We start from the raw sequence: 14,639 nt of genomic DNA on the forward strand, positions 1-14,639 counted from the left end.
TCGATGCCTGACACGTTCAAACCGCGCACGGCGGAGGAAACCCGCGACGCCGTGCAATGGGCCTCGGCCGAGGTCCAGCCGCTCGAGGTGGTCGGGACCGGCTCGAAACGCGCGCTCGGCCGTCCTGTGCAGGCCGGACACGTCCTCGACCTGTCGGCGCTTTCCGGCATCGAATTGTACGAGCCGGCCGAACTGGTGCTGACCGCGCTGGCCGGTACGCCGCTTGCAGAGATCGAGGCGGCGCTGGAGGCGCACGATCAGGAACTTGCCTTCGATCCGATCGACTACGGCCCGCTGCTCGGCCGGCCGGCGGGGGAGGGGACCGTTGGCGGTCTGGTGGCCTGCAATCTCGCCGGCTCCAAACGCCTGAAGCATGGCGCGGCGCGCGATCACATCCTGGGGATCGAGGCGGTGTCGGGGCGCGGCGAGATCTTCAAGTCCGGCGGCCGCGTGGTGAAGAATGTCACGGGCTACGACCTGCCGCGCGCCCTTACCGGCTCCTGGGGCACGCTGGCGGTCGCGACGAAGATCACGCTGAAAGTCCAGCCGCGCGCGCAGACCGAGGCGACCTTCGTGCTCACCGGGCCGGCGGGAGCGGAGGCCACCGCCGCCATGACGGCGGCCATGGGGTCCTCGGCGGAAGTCTCGGCCGCAGCGCATCTGCCCGCGGGGATCGCGGCCCGGCTGGCCGACGACGGCCATCCGCTGGCCGACGGTCCGGCGACCTTGCTGCGGCTCGAGGGGTTCGGCCCCTCCGTCGACTATCGCTTCGAGGCGCTGAAGACGCTGCTCGGCGGGCGCGGCGGCGTCGTCCGCGTGGACGGCGATGCCTCGCGGGCCCTGTGGCGGGCGGTGCGCGACGTGCGGCCCTTCGTCGGAGCGGACACGCTCGTCTGGCGCGTGTCGGTCGCGCCGACGGCGGGCGCCACCTTCCTTGCCGATCTGGCCGAGACGGTCGCGCACGAAGCCTATTGCGACTGGTCGGGCGGGCTCGTCTGGGTGTCGATCGCAGGCGCCGATCCCTGCGCCAACGCGGTGCGGGACAGCGTGGCGCGCGTCGGTGGCGGACATGCCACCTTGATCCGCGCGCCCGCGCCTGTGCGCACCTCGGTGCCCGTGTTCCAGCCGCAAGCGGAGCCGCTCGCGGCCCTGTCGGCGCGCCTCAAGGCGCAGTTCGACCCCCACGGCGTGCTCAATCCGGGACGGATGGGGTCGTGATGCCCCGGGACGCCCGTGGCTTCAGGGCGGGAGCGGTTGAGGGTCGCGCTTGCGCGCCCCGGCCCCTCGGAGGGAGCCGGGGCGGAGCGCGCGTCGGCAGGCCGGCGCGGTCTTGCGCGATGCGGCGGTCAGGAGCTCTTGCTGAGCCCCGCGTTGCAGCGGACCTGAAGCGGGTAGGTCAGCCCGTCGCGCTGGTTGGTGGTGTTGGCGAGCGACCACTTGTTGCTCTGCGCCTTGCCCTTGCGCGCCGCGACGGCGTCGAGTTCGAAGGTGGCATGCGCGGTCACGGTCCAGGTCTTCGCGAGAACCTCGGACTTGCGCAGGCCCTTCGCTCGCTGTTTCGCCAGATTGGCCTCGCAGGCCTGCCGGGGCGTCGGACCGTGCCAGGTGATCCTGGCGGTCGGGATGACGGGACGGGTCTCGAGGGTCACCGTCCGCTTGGTGCCGGCCCCGACGTTGCGGCCGGTGAAGGTCTGGTTCCAATTCCCGCCGCTCGCCTCGAAATAGCGCACCCCCTTGTAGGCGCCGAGCTTCATGGCGACGATGCGTTCGCCGCTGGTGGCGCGGGCGTGCAGCCTGAGAAGAAACCGGTGGCTGGGTGTCTTGATCGTCGTGTAGCCGCCGGCATTGGCCGAGACCTCGATCGGGACGACGTCGATGCCATCCTTTGTGAGCTGGACGGTTTCGATCCAGTCCTTGGCCGAGGCCGTGGACGTGAGCGCGGCGCAGAGCGCCGATGCGACGAAGAGTTTCCGGGTCATGTGCATTGCAAGTCCTCCAGGGCGTTTTCTGTGCCTCGCCTTGGAGAGCAGGATTAGAGCAGGCTGCCTGAACGGGCTGTGACGCAGATCGCAATCTTGCGTTCATGTTCGGCAAGGTGCCGCAATCGACGAGGGAAGAGGAACCGGGGCGGATGCAGACGAATTTCTCGATCCACCAGCTGGCCGATCCGCAGATCGCGGAATCCGAAAAGATCCTGCGCAAATGCGTGCATTGCGGGTTCTGCACCGCCACCTGTCCGACCTTCGCGCTGCTCGGCGACGAGCTCGACAGCCCGCGCGGGCGCATCTACCTGATCAAGGAGATGCTTGAGAACGACCGCCCGGCGGATGCGCGCACCGTCAAGCACATCGACCGCTGCCTGTCCTGCCTGTCGTGCATGACCACCTGTCCGTCGGGCGTGCATTACATGCATCTGGTCGATCATGCGCGGGCGCATATCGAGGAAACCTATCGCCGCCCCCTGTCCGAGCGGATGATCCGCAATCTGCTGGCCTTCGTGCTGCCGCATCCGGCCCGCTTCCGTCTGTCGCTGGTCGGGGCCTATTTCGCCCGGCCCTTCGCCGGGGTGCTCAAGCGCCTGGGCGGCCCGATGGCGCAGATGGGGGCGATGCTCGAGCTTGCCCCCTCGCGCGCGCCGCTGCGCTCGGCGATGGAGGGACCGGCGACCTTCGAGGGCGCCGCCCCCGAACCGCGGGGGCGCGTGGCGCTCCTGTCGGGCTGTGCCCAGCCGGTGCTGGCCCCCAACATCAACGAGGCGACGATCCGCCTGCTGACACGTCTCGGCGTCGAGGTGGTCCTGCCGAAGGGGGAGGGGTGCTGCGGCGCGCTCGTCCACCACATGGGCAAGGAGGAGCGCGCGCTGGCCGATGCCCGGCGCAACGTCGACGCCTGGACGGCGGAGATCGAGGGCAAGGGGCTCGACGCCATCGTGATCACGGCGTCGGGTTGCGGCACGACCATCAAGGATTACGGCTTCATGCTGCGCGAGGATCCGGCCTATGCGGAGAAGGCGGCCCGCGTGTCCGCGCTCGCCAAGGATATCACCGAGTATCTGGCGACGCTGGATCTGCCGGCGCCGGCGCTGCGGCCCGATCTGACCGTGGCCTATCATTCGGCCTGTTCGATGCAGCACGGGCAGAAGATCACGCGCCAGCCCAAGGACCTGCTGAAGGCGGCGGGTTTCGCCGTGCGCGACGTGCCGGAGGGCCATCTGTGCTGCGGATCGGCCGGGACCTACAACATCCTGCAGCCGGAGATCGCGCGTCGGCTGCGCGACCGCAAGGTGGCGAACATCGAGCGCACGACGCCCGATCTGGTCGCCACCGGCAACATCGGCTGCATGACCCAGATCGGCGGCGGCACCGACCTGCCGGTCGTTCACACGGCCGAGCTGCTCGACTGGGTGCATGGCGGTCCGGTGCCGCAGGCGCTGGCCGAGGGGCCGCTCGCCGGGCGGGTCGCGCCGGCGCCGGCCGTCGAAGCGGCGGAGTGACGCCTCGGTCCGTTGCCGATGCGCGGGCTCAGTTCTTCTTGACGCGATAGACCTCGTGGCAGGCCTTGCAGGTCGCCCCGATGTCGCCGAGCGCCTTGCCCAGCGTGGCGCGGTCGAGCGTCGCCGGGGCCTGTGCGGCGAGCGTCGCGGCGGCGGCGCTCATGGCCTCGGCCTTGGCCGTGAAGTCGGCGAAATCCTGCCAGATCTCGGGACGGGCCTCGCTCATCGGCTGGAGTTCCTCTTGCGCGAAGAGGTCCGGCACCTTGCGCGCCTCCTCCGCCACGCGCGCCCCGAGCGCGGCGGCCTGCGCGCCGTCGACCTCGCCCGATTTCACCATGCCCCCGAGCGCCTTCATGCTCTCGGCGATGGCCGACATGGAGTCCATGCGCTCCTTGACGAGGCCGGTCGCTCCTTCGTGCGCGCTCGCGGCCAGCGCCGACAGGGCAAGGACGCCTGCAAGCATGCAGACGGTCAGACGACGGGTCGGAACGACACGGGGCAAACGGTGTTTCATGGCAAGTCCCTCGGGTGATTGATCCACCTGCCGGCCACGTGCTGTCCAACGGCGCGACCAGGGCCCGCTGGATGTCAGGCCACCGTTGCGTCCGCGTCGTGTCCGGCTGGCGCGGGTTTTCAGCCGGTGTTTTTCTAATGGCAGGCGCTGCGTCTGGCAAACGCCCCCTCGCGCCCCGGCCGGCCGCGCTGCCTAGCTCCGGGGGCCGAAGGCCAGCGGGGCGAGTGCCTCCTCGCCGGACGCCGTCGTGCAGCCGGGATGGGTGTGAAACGCGAGCTCGGTATAGGCGATGGAGACGACCACTGCGGCAAGGGTCAAGGCGAGCACCGCACCGAGCGAGGCGGGCGCGGCAAGGCGGGCGCGCAGCAGGGCGGAGAGGCTCGCTGCGGGCGCAGCACCCTCCGTGTCGGCAGGGGAAGACGCGCCGGCCGGCATCGGCACGTCCGCTCCGGTCGCGGTTGCCTCGCCACGCTCCACCGGGCGCGTTGGCTGTTGCGCCCGCGTGTCGCGCACCTCCGGCCCGGCATCGGGCTGAGGGAGGCCGGTTCCGTCGGCGTCGGTCTCTGATGGTGTGGCCGGCGGACGCGTCGTGGCGTCGGGGGCATGGCTCGGAGCATAGGAAATCTCCGGCGAATAGCCGACCTTGGCCAGCCGGATCTGGACGGGCGCGTTCTTCCCGGCGCCGGCGTAATGCGTGCGCAACAGGCTGCGCAGCCGCGAGGCGTTCACCCGCACGATCGGATTGCTGCGCGGGTTGAAGGCGGCGTCCTGCTCGAAGACGGCGCGTGCGATGGCCGTTTCCGTAAGGTCTTCCGCCGCGCCGCGAAGGTGGGTCTCGACCAGATACGTCAGCAGGCGGCTGCTCTTGGGCGCGCGCGCCAAAGCCGGGATCGCCAGCAGAGCGGCGAGCGCCGCGCGGATTTCCTCGGCGGAAGGAGCGGCGATCCCGTCCGCCGGCCGTCGCCCTTTGGCGCCCGCGTCCGTATCCTGACCGGGTCTTGGGGGCGTCTGCGGGTTTGAGGTGTCGCGTTCCGTCATGGGCCTCCCCGCAACTGGCGGCGCCAGCGGGCGTTACACGAATGCCGTGTGGAGACTATAGGAACTTTTGACAGGGGTGCAAAGGGAAACGACACGCCTGCGTTTCATCGGCGCGGCGGCGGCAATCGGCAACACGCGTGTGGCATGTCGGACCGGCCGGCGCGCGCGGCGGGCGCGCCGGTCGCCTGTCGTGTCAGATGACCTTGACCGTCGCGCCCACGGGCACGCGTTGGTAGAGGTCGACCACATCTTCGTTGCGCATGCGAATGCACCCCGAGGACACGGCGCGGCCGATGGTCCAGGGCTCGTTCGACCCGTGGATGCGGTACAGCGTCGAGCCGAGATAGAGCGCGCGGGCGCCGAGCGGATTGTCGGGGCCGCCCGGCATGAACTTCGGCAGGCCCGGCTGGCGCTTGCGCATCTCCGCCGGGGGACGCCAGTCCGGCCACTCGGCCTTGCGGGTGACGCGGTGCGTGCCGGCCCATTCGAAGCCGGGGCGTCCGACGCCGACGCCGTAGCGCCGGGCGAACCCGCCGCGCTCGACCAGATAGAGATAGCGGGCCTCGGTGTCGATCACGATCGTGCCGGGCTTTTCCGGGCCGTTGTAGGCGACCGTCGTCGGCAGGAACCGCGGATCGATGGCGAGGCGCCGGGACTGCGGCTTGGCGGGCGCGGAAGGGCGCACGGCCGCATGGCGCGGACGCTGGATCTGGCGCGGCGCCACCTGGGGCCGCACGCTGCGCCGGTGCGGTTGCAGCTGCAGGATCCAGGGTTCGGTCAGATCGGGGCTCAGCAGCAGCGGCGGGGCGCCGGCGCGCGTGTCGGCCTTGGCCGGGCTGGCCAGCGTGGCGCTGAGGATGGCAGGCGCGCATGCCAACGCCAGCGCGAGGGATAGAATTCGCAAGGGGTGCATCGACGTACTCGCAACCTCTTCGTCGGAACCGGCTGAAGCGCGGCGCGCGACAAACGCTCGCGCACCGCCGGCAAAGAGGATAGGCGGCGCAGGCGCAGACAATCGTAAACCATGGCGGGTCGTGGCCGGCATTTTCGCGCACGTGGTTAGCGCCCGGTTTCCCGACGTGGTCAATGAAGCGTGAATCGATGGAAACCGGATCGCCGCGGGCGGGTCGGCCGGGTCGTCGGGGTCGGTCGGTTCGGGCCGGGTCAGTTCACCAGCGGCCGGACCTCGCGCACGATCGCCGGCAGCAGCGGCTCCACCTGCTTCGGCCGCATGCCCGGGCGGATGCGGCTGTGGTAGAGCATGTTGAGGATGTATTTGTCGAAGGCCGTGAAGCGGCTGTGGCGCGAGCGGTCGTTGAACACCGAATGGGCAAGCGCCGGATCGTCGTTCATCGGGCCAAGCCCCTGGAGCAGTTCCTCCACGAGACAGCGCCGGAACAGGAAGTCGCCCTCGTCGGAGACGATCACCGCCGCCGACTGGGAGATGCCGCGGCTGTCGGAGACGACCCGCACCAGACACCGCCCGGGCACGTCGGCGTCCGGATCCTTGTAGATGTAGCGCCGCACGACATCGCGATACTGGTCCCGGTCGACCACATAGATGTGGAAGTTGGCCTCCGCCGGATCGGCGACGACGGTGGTCGCCAGTCCGCGGACGCTGCGTCCCACATCGCCGATGAAGCGGTAGACGATCGGCTTGCGGTTCCGCCTTGCGTGATTGTGCACGTAGAAGCGAACCGGCCCGACGTATTTCTTCACCAGATAGGGCTGCCAGCTCCAGGACCGGTACTCCAGCCCGAACACGGTCTTCATGAAGCCGTCGATCAGCTCTTCGGTCGAGAACGTGTAGGAGGTGCCGCGCGCCGCTCCGGGCGTGGCGGACGCCGTCAGAACCAGGCCGAAAAGACAGGCGGACAGGAGAATGACGGCTCGGCGCACGATTCGGTTCCGGTTCAGGTGACAGCGGCAATCCAGCAGCCGACCATACAAAATGGCTCGTCGTTTCAAAACGACAATTTCGGGTCGGGCTTGAGGAACAATTCCTTAAACCTCGCCGGTTATACCCGGTGTAACACGCACGGAAGCCACCGGTCCGATATGTGGAGACAAGAAACGCGATGATGGCGACGAGACGAGTATTCACCGCCGAGAGCCTCTTGCAACGCAACGGTGGCTCCGGGGCGTCGCCGGCCGAATCGTCCGGTTCCCAGCATGCGGAACTGCTGGCCGAGATCGCCTCCATCAAGGAGCTGATCCGCCCGAGCGAGGAGGTGAGCAGCAAGATGCTCGACACCTTCAAGGCGGAACTGGGCGAGGCGATCAAGCTCAAGGCCGAACTCGATTCGATCTACGAGGCGATCGCCAAGACCAAGCGCGAGATCGCCACGCTGCATCACACCGCCGGCTCCGAGAGCCAGGACATGACGCGCGTCACCAACGAACTCGACGCGGTGGTCAGCGGCACGGAGGGCGCGACGGAAAACATCCTCGCGGCGGCGGAGTTCATCGACGAAACCGCCAACACGCTCGGCGCGCGGCTGAGCGGCCAGGATGCTGATCTGGCCAGCGACATTCAGGAGAAGGTCGTGCAGATCTTCGAGTCCTGCAATTTCCAGGACCTGACCGGCCAGCGCATCACCAAGGTCATCGGCACGCTGCGCTTCATCGAGGACCGCATCGTGCGGATGATGGAGATCTGGGGCGGCATCGAGAGCTTCAAGTCCATCGAACCGGACGCGCGCCCGGCGGCACAGGGCGATGCCGCCCTGCTCAACGGTCCGTCGCTGGACATCGACGACGGCGTCGCCAGCCAGGACGACATCGACGCGCTCTTCGCCTGAGGCCGCTTGCGCCCGATCCCCGTATCGGGTGTCGCGGCGCAGGCATCGCGGGGCCGATTCGCCTCCCTTTCCGTCATCGCTCCGATCTTTCGTCACGGCCTGTGAACGCGCGCGTTCGGCCCTTGCGGCACCGGTGAAAATGTGAACAAATAGAGAACTCAATCGGGCGGCGCGCTGTCTCGTCGATCCGGGGGGCGATAGCGGGAGCGGGAACGGAAGCGATAATGGCAGATCGACGAGAGCCCGCGACCACGGCAGACGCCATGACCCGGGAGGCAGCGGGCGCCGGGAATGTGCCAGCCGGCCTGCTGCGCGGCGACGACGGGCGCCTGCGCTGCTGGTGGCATGGCAACAAGCCGGATTATCTCGCCTATCACGACAGCGAATGGGGGCGTCCGGTCGCGGACGACCGTCGGCTCTTCGAGAAGATCTGCCTGGAGGGCTTCCAGTCCGGCCTGTCCTGGCTGACCATCCTGCGCAAGCGCGAGAATTTCCGCGCCGCCTTCGCCGGTTTCGACTTCGAGGCGCTGGCCCGATTCGGGCCGGAGGACGTGGAGCGACTGCTGGGCGACGCCGGCATCGTGCGCCATCGCGGCAAGATCGAATCGACCCTCAACAACGCGCGCCGCGCCTGCGATCTCGCGGCGGAGGCCGGCTCTCTGGCGGCCTATGTCTGGCGCTTCGAGCCGCCCGAAACCGAGCGGCCGACCGTCTGCGATCACGCGAGCCTGGCCGCGCTCGCCCATACGCCGACCTCGAAGGCACTGTCGAAGGACCTCAAGCGGCGCGGCTGGAGTTTCGTCGGTCCGACGACGATCTACGCCTTCATGCAGTCGATGGGGCTGGTCAACGATCATCTCGAGGGATGTTGCGTCCGGGCCGCGGTGGAGGCCGAGCGAACGGCCTTCCCGCGTCCTGCGTGACGGCAATACAACTTGTAATACATATCTTATAAATTGTTGCTAAACCAGCGCTTCCTTGTCTAGGCTGTGCACGCTTCGGCTGTCGGGGGGTGGCCGGACGCGCCGTTTCTGTCGTCATCCTCCGGATCAGGCCAGGACGCCGGCGATCCGCGCCGGCGATCCGCGCCGGTCATCGGCGTCGGTCATCGACGTCGGTCGGGAGCGCGCGCCGTGCGCTCGACCCGGCCGGCTGTTGGGCGCGCCCCGGAGAAGGACGCGGCCGCGAAAGAAAAGTGACAAGGCATCCCGCAGACGGATGCCGAATGGGAGGAAAAGCGATGAAGATTGCCCATCTTGCCACGGGGCTGGCGCTGGGCGCCGCGCTCGGGCTCGCCGCCACCGTGTCCTCGGCCTTTGCCGCCGAGACGACGCTGCGGATCACCTTGCAGCTGCCGATGAAGAGCCACCTTGGCCAGAACCTGCAGGTGTTCAAGTCGAAGGTGGAGGACATTTCCGGCGGCGAGATCGCCGTCGAGATCTACGATTCCGCGCAGCTCTACAAGGACAGCGAGGTGCCGCAGGCGGTCGGCTCCGGCTCCATCGAGATGGGCGTGGCCTCGCTGACGCGCTACGTCGGCGACGTGCCGGCGGTCGACCTGTTCTACATGCCGTTCCTGCTCAACACCGAGGAACTCGTGCGCAAGGCGGTGGCGCCGGACAGCCCGGTGCGCAAGCCCCTCGACGAGGCGATCCTGGGCACCGGCAGCCGCGTGTTGTGGTGGCAGGCCTATGGCGGCGTCGTGCTGCTGTCCAACGGCGGCCCGCTCAAGACCCCGGCGGATCTGGAAGGCAAGAAGGTGCGTGTCTTCGGCAAGACGCTCGGCGAATGGATCAAGGCGGCCGGCGGCGCGCCGACGCTGATCTCCGGCTCCGAGCAGTACATCGCCTATCAGCGCGGCACGGTCGATGTCGGCATGACCGGCGTGTCCGGCGTCAAGAGCCGGCGGCTGTGGGAGGTGATGGATACGATCACGGTGACCAACAACGCCGACATCGAGTTCATCGTCGTCGTCAACGAGGACTTCTGGCAGGGGCTTCCGGAGCAGCATCGCGACTGGATCATGGAGGCCGCGCGCGCCGCCGAGCAGGACGTGCGCGACCGCATGTCGGAGATCGAGGCGGAAGCCTTCGCCATGGCCGAGGAAAACGGCATGGCCGTGCATCAGCTCAGCGAGGCGGACGTCGAGGCCTGGAAGGCGGCCGCACAGCCGGTCTACGATCAGTATCTGGCCGATTCCGGCGCGCTCGGCGCGCAGGTGCTGGAAGCCGCCCGCGCCCTGCAGAACTGATCGCGCTTCGGGCCGCGCCGGGGCGGGCAATGCCCGCTCCGGCACGCGCCCTCACGCCCACCGAAACACGGAAACCGTCATGTTGCGGATGATCGATGCCGTCTCGCGCTTCGCCGGTGCCGCGGCCGCCTGGGGCTATTTTCTCATCGCCCTGATGCTGGGCTACGAGGTGGTGATGCGCTACCTCGGCATGCCGACCATCTGGGCGGAGGAACTGTCGCGCCTGTTCCTCGTCTGGGCGACCTTCGCCGGCGCCGCGATCCTGATCCACCGGCGGCAGCATATCGTCATCACGCTCGTGACCGACCACCTCTCGCCGGGCCTGCGCCGTGCGCAGGAGGTCGCGGTGCTGCTTTTCGTGGCGGCGATTTCGCTGGCCATTCTCTACTACGGCGGTGGCATCGCGCTCGATTCGCTGACGCGCGGCCGCACCACCGGCTCCATGCTGGACCTTCCCGCGTGGTGGGCGCAGGCGTCGATCCCGGTCTGCTTCGCCCTGCTCGCCCTCCAGGCGCTCGCCGAGGCCTTTCGCGTGATCGTGCAAGGCGTCGACACCTCCGGCGCGCGCCGGATCGATCACTGAGGCGCCGATGACCACGATCCTCATTCTCGTCGCGCTGTTTTCGCTGCTGCTGATCGGCGTTCCGGTCGCCTTCGCGCTGGCCGGGCTCGGCTTCGGTCTGCTCATCTTCGGCGGCTTTTCGCCCTTGATGATCCCGCAGGGGCTTCTGTCGGCGGCCGACAGCTTCGTGCTGGTGGCGGTGCCGCTCTTCCTGCTGATGTCGAATGTGCTGCTCAAGGGCGGCGTGGGCCGCGACCTTTTCGCCGCCGTGCAGGCCTGGGTTGGCCACTGGCCGGGCGGTCTGGCGGTCGCCACCATCCTGTCCTGCGGCATCTTCGCCGCGATTTCCGGGTCCTCCGTCGCCACCGCCGCGACCATCGGCACCGTCGCCATTCCCGAGATGACCCGGCGCGGCTATCCGCGCCGATTCGTGCTGGGCCTTCTCGCCGCCGGCGGCACGCTTGGCATCCTCATTCCGCCGTCGATCCCGATGATCGTCTTCGGGGTGATCACCGAGGAATCGATCATCTCGCTGTTTCTCGCTGGCATCGGGCCGGGCCTGCTGCTGATGACGCTGTTCATCGCCTGGTCGGTGATCTACGCGAGTTTCGCCTCCGATTACGAGCCGAGCCCCAAGGCCTCCTGGGCGGAGCGCTGGTCGACATTGCTGCGCGCATCGCCGACGGTGGCGCTCGCGGCGCTGGTCATCGTCGGCATCTACACGGGTCTCTTCACGCCCACCGAGGCGGCCGCCGTCGGCTTTCTGGGCGCGCTCGTCGTCGTCGGGCTGGTTCTCAGAACGCTGGACTGGCCGAAGCTGCGCGACGCGGTGGCCGAGGCGATGACCACGACGGTGGCGATCCTGCTGATCGTCGCCGGCGCCAAGGTCTTCGGCAAGGCGATCACCCTCTATCGCATTCCCCAGGACATCTCGCTGTTCCTGTCGGAGCATATCTCCACCGCCGGCATGTTCGTGCTGCTGGTGGCGCTGGTGCTTCTCGTGATGGGACTGTTCCTGGAGGCCCTGTCGATGATGCTGATCATGGTGCCGGTGCTCTCCGGCGCCCTGTTCGCGCTCGGCCTCGATCCGATCTGGTTCGGCGTCTTCTTCGTGGTGATGGTGGAATGCGCGCTGATCACCCCGCCGGTGGGCCTCAACCTCTATGTGATCCAGGCGGTCGGCAAGGCGACGATGGGCGAGGTGTCGAGCGGCGTCTGGCCGTTCCTTCTCATCATGCTGGCCAGCGTGCTGCTGATCTTCTGGTGGCCAGACCTGGTGCTCTATATCCCCTTCAAACTGTAGCGGCGGGCGCGACCGCGCCTGGCCGTGGTGCCCCTTGCTGCCCTTGCGTTCGACGAAAGGCCTTCGACATGCTGACACCCGCCGCGCGCTTGCGCGCGCATCTCGACGCCACTCCCTTCACCGCCATGCCGTGCTGTTTCGACGGTCTGTCCGCCCGGCTGATCGGCGAGGCGGGTTTTCCGGTGAGCTTCATGTCCGGCTTCGCCGTCTCCGCCGCCCGTCTGGGGCTGCCCGACACCGGGCTCATCTCGTATGGCGAGATGGTCGATCAGGGCCGCAACGTCTGCGCCGCGACCTCGGCACTGATCATCGGCGATGGCGACACGGGCTACGGCAACGCACTCAACGTCAAGCGCACGGTGAAGGGCTACGCGCAGGCCGGTTTCGCCGGCATCATGATCGAGGATCAACTCGCGCCCAAGCGCTGCGGCCATACCAGGGGCAAGCTCGTGGTCGGGCGCGACGAGGCGATCGACCGGGTCAAGGCGGCTGTCGATGCGCGCGAGGAGGGGGCGGACATCCTCATCATGGCGCGCACCGACGCGCGCCACGGCCATGGGCTGGACGAGGCGCTGGAGCGGGCCCGCGCCTTCTCGGCCGCTGGCGCGGATCTGCTGTTCGTCGAGGCGCCGAAGACCGTCGGCGAGATGGAGACCATCTGCCGCGAGGTCCCCGGCGTGCATATGGCGAACCTTGTCGAAGGCGGCGAGACGCCGCTCCTGCCGCAGGCCGAGCTCGAACGCATCGGCTACCGGCTGGCCGCCTATCCGCTGACGCTGCTCTCCGCCGCGATCAAGGCGATGCAGGGCGCGCTTGCGTCGATGGCCGCGGGGCAGCATCCCGATGCCGCGCTTCTGCCCTTCGCCGATCTGCGCAAGGCGGTCGGCTTCGACGCCTATTACGAGGAAGAGGCGCGTTACGCGGACCGGCGCGACTGACACGCGCGCGGCGCGGGCAAAACAAAATATCTGCCTCCGCGTGATCCGCCCGCTCTCACGTAGCGTAATCCACCTTGAAGTCCGGCTTCTGACGGCCGTTCCCGATCCGCCGTCATCCACCCTGGCCGGGCTTCACGGGAGGTCCACCCCGATCGGCCACCCGATATGGAGACCGCTCTCCCCCGGGGCGGTCTCCTTTTCTTTTCGACCCCAGCCTTGCCTGTGTCTGCGTCGTGCTCAGGTGTCGGGGCCGTCCGGCGCCTACGCCAGCTCCGGCATCCGCTCGGGCCAGCGCGTCGCCGCGTCATAGGCCTGCGCCAGCCTGAGCGTGCCGAGGTCGTCGCGCGGCCGACCGATGAGCTGAAACCCGGTCGGCAGACCGGCCGCGCCGAAGCCCGCCGGCAGCGCGACGGCCGGCAGGCCGAGCAGGCTCACGCCGATCACAACTTCCATCCAGCGATGATAGGTGTCCATCGTCCGCCCGGCGATTTCCGCCGGCCAGTCGAGCGTGACGTCGAAGGGGAAGACCTGGGCGCTCGGCGCGACCAGATAGTCGTAGCGCTCGAACAGGGAGAGGGCCGCGCGATGCCAGGCGCTGCGGGCGAGCGAGGCGTTTTCGAGGTCGGCGAGCGACAGGCCGCGCCCGCGTTCGATTTCCCAGATCGCCGCCGGCTTGAGCTGGCCGCGCAGGGCCGGATCGTCATAGAGCGTCCCGAGCTTCGCCGCCACGCGCCAGCTGCGCAAGGTGGTCCAGGCGTCCCAGATGCGCGCCGGGTCGAAGCCAGGCGCGGCGTCCTCCACGTGGCAGCCGAGGTCCTCGAAGACGCGAAGGGCTGCGCGATCGAGATCGAGGATCCCGTCCTCGAAGGGCAGGTAGCCGTCGAGATCGCCGAGCCAGCCGATCCGCAGACCCGAGACGTCGCGGGTGAGATCGCCGGCGAACTCCGATCCGTCGCCGTCGAGCGCATGGGGCGCGCGGGCATCGAAGCCGGCCTGGACGGAGAGCAGAAGCGCGAGATCGGCGACGCTGCGCGCCATCGGCCCGTCCGTGGCCATCGTGTCGAAGAAGCATTCCGGCGTCGGCCCGCCGGGCACGCGGCCGTAGCTCGGGCGCATGCCGATGGTGTTGGTGAAGGCGGCCGGATTGCGCAGCGAGCCCATCATGTCGCTGCCGTCCGCGGCGCACAGGAGCCGGGCGGCAAGCGCGGCCGCCGCGCCGCCGCTCGATCCGCCGGCGCTTTTCGTCGGATCGTAGGGATTGCCGGTGGCGCCGAAAACGGGATTGGTGGTGTGCGAGCCGAGCCCGAATTCGGGCGTGTTGGTCTTGCCGATGAGGATTGCGCCGGCCGCGCGCAGGCGCGCGACATGCAGGCTGTCCTCGGCCGGGATCTGACGCGCGAAGATCGGCGAGCCCATGGTGGTGGTAATCCCGGCGGTCATGGCGAGATCCTTGACCGCCATCGGGATGCCGTGCAGGGCCCCGCGCGACCGGCCGGCCGCAAGCTCGGCATCGCATCGGTCGGCCTCGGCGAGCAGATCCTCCGCGTCGCGCAGCGAGACGATGGCGTTGATCCGCGGATTGATCCGCGCGATGCGCTCCAGCGTGGCCTGCATCACCTCGCGCGACGACAGGCGGCCGGCGCGGATTTCGGCCGAAAGCCGCGTCAGTCCGAAAAAGAGAAAGTCCGGATCGCTCATTGCCACCTCCCTGCGGTGTCGTCTCCCGGCGCACGGCTGCG

Annotated in this window: 14 protein-coding genes; 8 read left to right on the forward strand and 6 right to left on the reverse strand. The window is 68.7% G+C overall.

Going from position 1 to position 14,639, the window contains the following annotated elements; translation table 11 throughout:
- The first annotated feature begins 3 nt into the window (after positions 1–3).
- Positions 4–1,218, forward strand: coding sequence for an FAD-binding protein (locus ABL312_RS01305; RefSeq protein ID WP_349359573.1), 1,215 nt, complete (start codon positions 4–6; stop codon positions 1,216–1,218).
- A 128-nt stretch (positions 1,219–1,346) separates the two neighbouring features.
- Here the strand turns inward: ABL312_RS01305 and ABL312_RS01310 are convergent, their stop codons facing one another.
- Entirely contained in the window at positions 1,347–1,979 is a 633-nt protein-coding gene (locus tag ABL312_RS01310; RefSeq protein ID WP_349359574.1) for a hypothetical protein, read from the reverse strand.
- A gap of 152 nt (positions 1,980–2,131) precedes the next feature.
- Here ABL312_RS01310 and glcF point away from each other — a divergent pair, with 152 nt between their 5' ends.
- The gene (gene glcF, locus ABL312_RS01315) at positions 2,132–3,493 is read left to right on the forward strand and encodes a glycolate oxidase subunit GlcF (RefSeq protein WP_349359575.1); all 1,362 of its coding nucleotides are present in this window, start codon (positions 2,132–2,134) and stop codon (positions 3,491–3,493) included.
- Positions 3,494–3,521: 28 nt separating this feature from the next.
- Here glcF and ABL312_RS01320 read toward each other — a convergent pair whose 3' ends face one another.
- The 4 genes from ABL312_RS01320 to ABL312_RS01335 all read right to left on the reverse strand — a co-directional run bounded on the left by ABL312_RS01320 (position 3,522) and on the right by ABL312_RS01335 (position 6,944).
- Positions 3,522–3,956, reverse strand: a complete 435-nt coding sequence (locus ABL312_RS01320) for a cytochrome c (protein WP_349359576.1) — start codon at positions 3,954–3,956, stop codon at positions 3,522–3,524.
- Between the two features lie 243 nt (positions 3,957–4,199).
- On the reverse strand, positions 4,200–5,045 hold the full coding sequence (locus ABL312_RS01325; protein WP_349359577.1) for a hypothetical protein: 846 nt from the start codon (positions 5,043–5,045) through the stop codon (positions 4,200–4,202).
- Between the two features lie 193 nt (positions 5,046–5,238).
- Complete coding sequence (locus tag ABL312_RS01330) at positions 5,239–5,958, reverse strand: L,D-transpeptidase (protein ID WP_374730163.1); 720 nt, start codon at positions 5,956–5,958, stop codon at positions 5,239–5,241.
- A gap of 251 nt (positions 5,959–6,209) precedes the next feature.
- Positions 6,210–6,944, reverse strand: a complete 735-nt coding sequence (locus ABL312_RS01335; RefSeq protein ID WP_349359578.1) for a DUF2927 domain-containing protein — start codon at positions 6,942–6,944, stop codon at positions 6,210–6,212.
- A gap of 218 nt (positions 6,945–7,162) precedes the next feature.
- Here ABL312_RS01335 and ABL312_RS01340 point away from each other — a divergent pair, with 218 nt between their 5' ends.
- The 6 genes from ABL312_RS01340 to ABL312_RS01365 all read left to right on the forward strand — a co-directional run bounded on the left by ABL312_RS01340 (position 7,163) and on the right by ABL312_RS01365 (position 12,900).
- Positions 7,163–7,846, forward strand: a complete 684-nt coding sequence (locus ABL312_RS01340) for a protein phosphatase CheZ (RefSeq protein WP_349359579.1) — start codon at positions 7,163–7,165, stop codon at positions 7,844–7,846.
- Positions 7,847–8,109: 263 nt separating this feature from the next.
- The gene (locus ABL312_RS01345; protein WP_349359580.1) at positions 8,110–8,769 is read left to right on the forward strand and encodes a DNA-3-methyladenine glycosylase I; all 660 of its coding nucleotides are present in this window, start codon (positions 8,110–8,112) and stop codon (positions 8,767–8,769) included.
- A gap of 317 nt (positions 8,770–9,086) precedes the next feature.
- Positions 9,087–10,097: a TRAP transporter substrate-binding protein DctP gene (gene dctP, locus ABL312_RS01350; protein ID WP_349359581.1), complete on the forward strand. Its 1,011-nt coding sequence runs from the start codon at positions 9,087–9,089 to the stop codon at positions 10,095–10,097.
- A gap of 79 nt (positions 10,098–10,176) precedes the next feature.
- Positions 10,177–10,680 (forward strand): TRAP transporter small permease, encoded by a 504-nt coding sequence (locus tag ABL312_RS01355; protein ID WP_349359582.1) that lies wholly within the window; start codon positions 10,177–10,179, stop codon positions 10,678–10,680.
- A gap of 7 nt (positions 10,681–10,687) precedes the next feature.
- Positions 10,688–11,962 carry a TRAP transporter large permease subunit gene (locus ABL312_RS01360; RefSeq protein ID WP_349359583.1) on the forward strand — a complete coding sequence of 425 codons (1,275 nt, stop codon included), beginning with the start codon at positions 10,688–10,690 and terminating at the stop codon, positions 11,960–11,962.
- Between the two features lie 68 nt (positions 11,963–12,030).
- Positions 12,031–12,900 (forward strand): isocitrate lyase/PEP mutase family protein, encoded by an 870-nt coding sequence (locus ABL312_RS01365; protein WP_349359584.1) that lies wholly within the window; start codon positions 12,031–12,033, stop codon positions 12,898–12,900.
- A gap of 261 nt (positions 12,901–13,161) precedes the next feature.
- On the opposite strand, the gene ABL312_RS01370 is transcribed toward ABL312_RS01365, so the two are convergent.
- Entirely contained in the window at positions 13,162–14,598 is a 1,437-nt protein-coding gene (locus tag ABL312_RS01370; protein ID WP_349359585.1) for an amidase, read from the reverse strand.
- Positions 14,599–14,639 lie beyond the last annotated feature (41 nt).

This window comes from Stappia sp. (assembly GCF_040110915.1).
Lineage (GTDB): Bacteria > Pseudomonadota > Alphaproteobacteria > Rhizobiales > Stappiaceae > Stappia.